Annotated in this window: 2 protein-coding genes; one reads left to right on the top strand and one right to left on the bottom strand. The window is 58.6% G+C overall.

Annotated features, from left to right (window positions below):
• Positions 1-383 precede the first annotated feature (383 nt).
• Positions 384-1,034: a CoA pyrophosphatase gene (locus VAE55_RS06345; protein WP_322814960.1), complete on the bottom strand. Its 651-nt coding sequence runs from the start codon at positions 1,032-1,034 to the stop codon at positions 384-386.
• A gap of 144 nt (positions 1,035-1,178) precedes the next feature.
• Between VAE55_RS06345 and VAE55_RS06340 the strand changes: the two genes are divergently transcribed.
• The gene (locus VAE55_RS06340) at positions 1,179-2,534 is read left to right on the top strand and encodes an aspartate aminotransferase family protein (RefSeq protein ID WP_322814959.1); all 1,356 of its coding nucleotides are present in this window, start codon (positions 1,179-1,181) and stop codon (positions 2,532-2,534) included.
• Positions 2,535-3,174 lie beyond the last annotated feature (640 nt).

Here is a 3,174-nt window from a genome sequence, read left to right as displayed (position 1 = left end):
ACGGCAATGACCAGCCCCTGCCGGCGGTGGCGATGATGCCTACACGTGGATTAGAAGCCCGCGCTGCGGGGAGCGCGGGCAGCCTGTCATAACGCAGCGTGACATGTGGGTAATGCATAGCCCAGCAGGGGCGGGCAAGGGTGGGGTTGTGTCGTAGTATCACCCGTCACCCGCTGACTACCCATCACGCTGGTGCTGCCTCTGCACACAACTGTACGTGACGTGAACCAGTTTATGCGTCTGTGCCGAACTACCGGTGGCTCACTACCGACCCGCCTGGTAGTATTCTGGCATGAGCACAACAACCTGAACAATACATAGTGTCAGTTGCGATCTCATGTCAGACCTGCGTGATAACCATCTCCCCACTCCGGCTGAGTTGTTCAGACAGACAATCCCTGCCCCACGCGCCGCAACCGCGCCACAAATTCGCTCAGCAGCAGCGCAGTTGCTCCCCATACCTTGTACCCATTCAAGGCAAAAAAGGGTACCCGCATCGGCGTACCGTTGCGCTCCCAAATCTCCTCGCGCACCGTGGCCGGATCGAGAAGTGTCGCCAGGGGGACGGTGAAGACGTGTTCCACCTCTTCGGGATCGGGCTGCGGCTCGAATGAGGTTGGGTACAAGCCAACGATTGGCGTCAGATAGTTATTACTCGGCGGAATGTAGAACGTCGAGAGTTGACCGATCACAACAACCTGGGTTGGATTGATACCTATCTCTTCCTGAGCTTCGCGTAGCGCCGCTCCTACTACCCCATTGTCGGTTGGATCAATTCCACCTCCCGGTAACGACACCTCGCCGCGATGGGTGGTCACTCGGCTCGAACGGACTGTCAACGGAATGTGGAAGGTGTCGGCGTGGGTGATGAGTAAGAGCAGCCCCGCCGATGCGCGTGGGGTTACACCCGGCGGTGGCTGAAACGGACGTAGTGGTGTGCCGTCGAGCCGACGCAACACGAGTAGCTCGCTCGACGGTGGCGACGGGGCGGCCAGGGCCGCCTCGATCAACTCGATCTGTCTTCTCCAGCTCATAGCTGTCTCCAACCTCTATGTGTCTGTCTGATATTGTACTCTATTTACTGCGTACCACCTGCCGCGCAGGTACAGCTTGCCGTCTCTCCACTTCTCCGCTACAATCCAACTATCAACACCGATATTCCCAATAAGGAGGAGCGCGTGAACACCCTGCAAGAACAGCTTCAGGCCGACCATGAGTATCTCATCCACCCCCTCACCCACCCGACGGCGCACCAGAATCCGAAAATCTGGGTTGCCGGTCGTGGTTCGATAGTGATTGATGCCGAGGGGCGCGAGTATATTGACGGTCTGAGCGGACTGTGGAATGTCAATGTCGGCCATGGTCGGGCCGAGCTGGCCGAAGCGGCCTGCAACCAGATGAAGCAATTGGCCTACTACTCGGCTTACGTTGGCTCGACGAACCTGCCGGCAATTGAACTGGCGCGGAAACTCAGCGAACTCTTCTATCCGAGTATCAACCACTTCTTCTTCACATCGGGCGGCGCCGAGAGCACCGAAAGCTCGTTCAAGACCGCACGTTTCTACTGGAAGGCGGTCGGCAAGCCGGAGAAGGTCAAGTTCATTTCGCGCATGAAGGGCTATCATGGCGTCACCATAGCGGCGATGAGCGCTACCGGCCTGCCCGCGTACTGGCCGATGTTTGAGCCGCGTGTACCGGGGTTCATCCATATCGAGTCGCCGTACCCCTACCGCTTCGTCAATCCTACCCCGCACCTGAGCGATGGGGTGGCCGCAGCCAACCTGCTCGAAGAGGCGATTGTACGTGAAGGGCCGGACACGGTTGCAGCCTTTATCGCTGAACCGGTGCAGGGGGCCGGTGGCGTCATTCCCCCACAAGACGACTACTTCAAGCGCGTTCGCGAAATCTGCGACTACTACGATGTGCTCTTGATCAGCGATGAAGTCATCACCGGCTTTGGGCGTACCGGGCGCTGGTTTGGTCTGGAACACTACGGAATCGAGCCGGATATTGCCCAGTTCGCGAAGGGCATTACATCGGGCTACATTCCCCTCGGTGGCATCGGCGTGAGCGACCGCATCTACGAGGTTATCCAGTCGGTGCCACCCGAACAGCGCTGGATGCACGCCTTCACCTATTCAGGCCACCCGACCGCCTGTGCCGTAGCCCTGGCCAACATCGCCATCATTGAACGCGAGGAACTGGTGCAGCGGGCCGCCGAAGTTGGTGATTACATGCTGCGGCGACTGCAAGAGCTGTACGCCCTACCGCATGTCGGGAACGTCCGAGGTAAAGGTATGATGGCCGGAATTGAACTGGTCGCAGACACTGCAACCAAAGCGCCCTTCCCTGCCAGTGCCAACGTCGGCGTGCGCGTCCAAAAAGAGATGACTGCTCGCGGCCTCTTCACCCGTGTCGTGGGGGACACGATCTGCCTGGCGCCGCCGCTGGTCACCACCTACGAACAGATCGATCAGATCGTGCAGATCATCGCCGACGCGATTGAAGCCACGGTAGCTGCGGTTAAGGTGTGATGTCGGCAAGTTTCCCCTCACCTCTCCCGCTTTGGGCAAAGTTCAGGGGTGGGCAGACGCGGTACCAGATGTCCGTCGGTGAGGCGGTGAGCGTCGTAGGGGCGATGCATGCGTCGCTCCTACAGGCACGGTTGCAGCGTTTAGCTCTACCGGTACGTGCCCCCGATGCAGGGATTGCATGAGCGCAGACTGACAGCCTGTTCCACGTCCGAACACCAAATCCTGCGCAGCAACCTGCATCGTTCAGGTGTGATCCTCGTATCGAAGCGATACCAGGTATTCATTTGCGAGGTGCTGGTGAGGTCGGCGTCGTCGTAGGGGCGACGCATGCGTCGCCCCTACAGGCGCGGGTGCAGCGTTTATCCCGGATTGATATAACGCGATTTCTACCGCATCAGAAAACCGTGGCAGAGGTCTATAGTCTCCCTCTCCCACAATGCTTATGGTAGACGAAAAACATAAGCCAACTCAACGTCTACCGCATCAGAAAGCTCTGAATCAAACCTCTCATCTCCCCTCTACCGCGCCGCTATGCATTACCCACAACTGGTGTTAACCACGTGCGTATCATCGGGTATGATCGCTATGGGTGTTGTTTTGAGCGACTGACCCGATGGCAGTGCGTCGCTCCAGCCGTGCT

The organism is Chloroflexus sp., assembly GCF_034432675.1.
Taxonomy (GTDB): domain Bacteria; phylum Chloroflexota; class Chloroflexia; order Chloroflexales; family Chloroflexaceae; genus Chloroflexus.
Note: the sequence above shows the minus strand (reverse complement) of the source record. Positions and strands in the feature narration are given on the sequence as shown.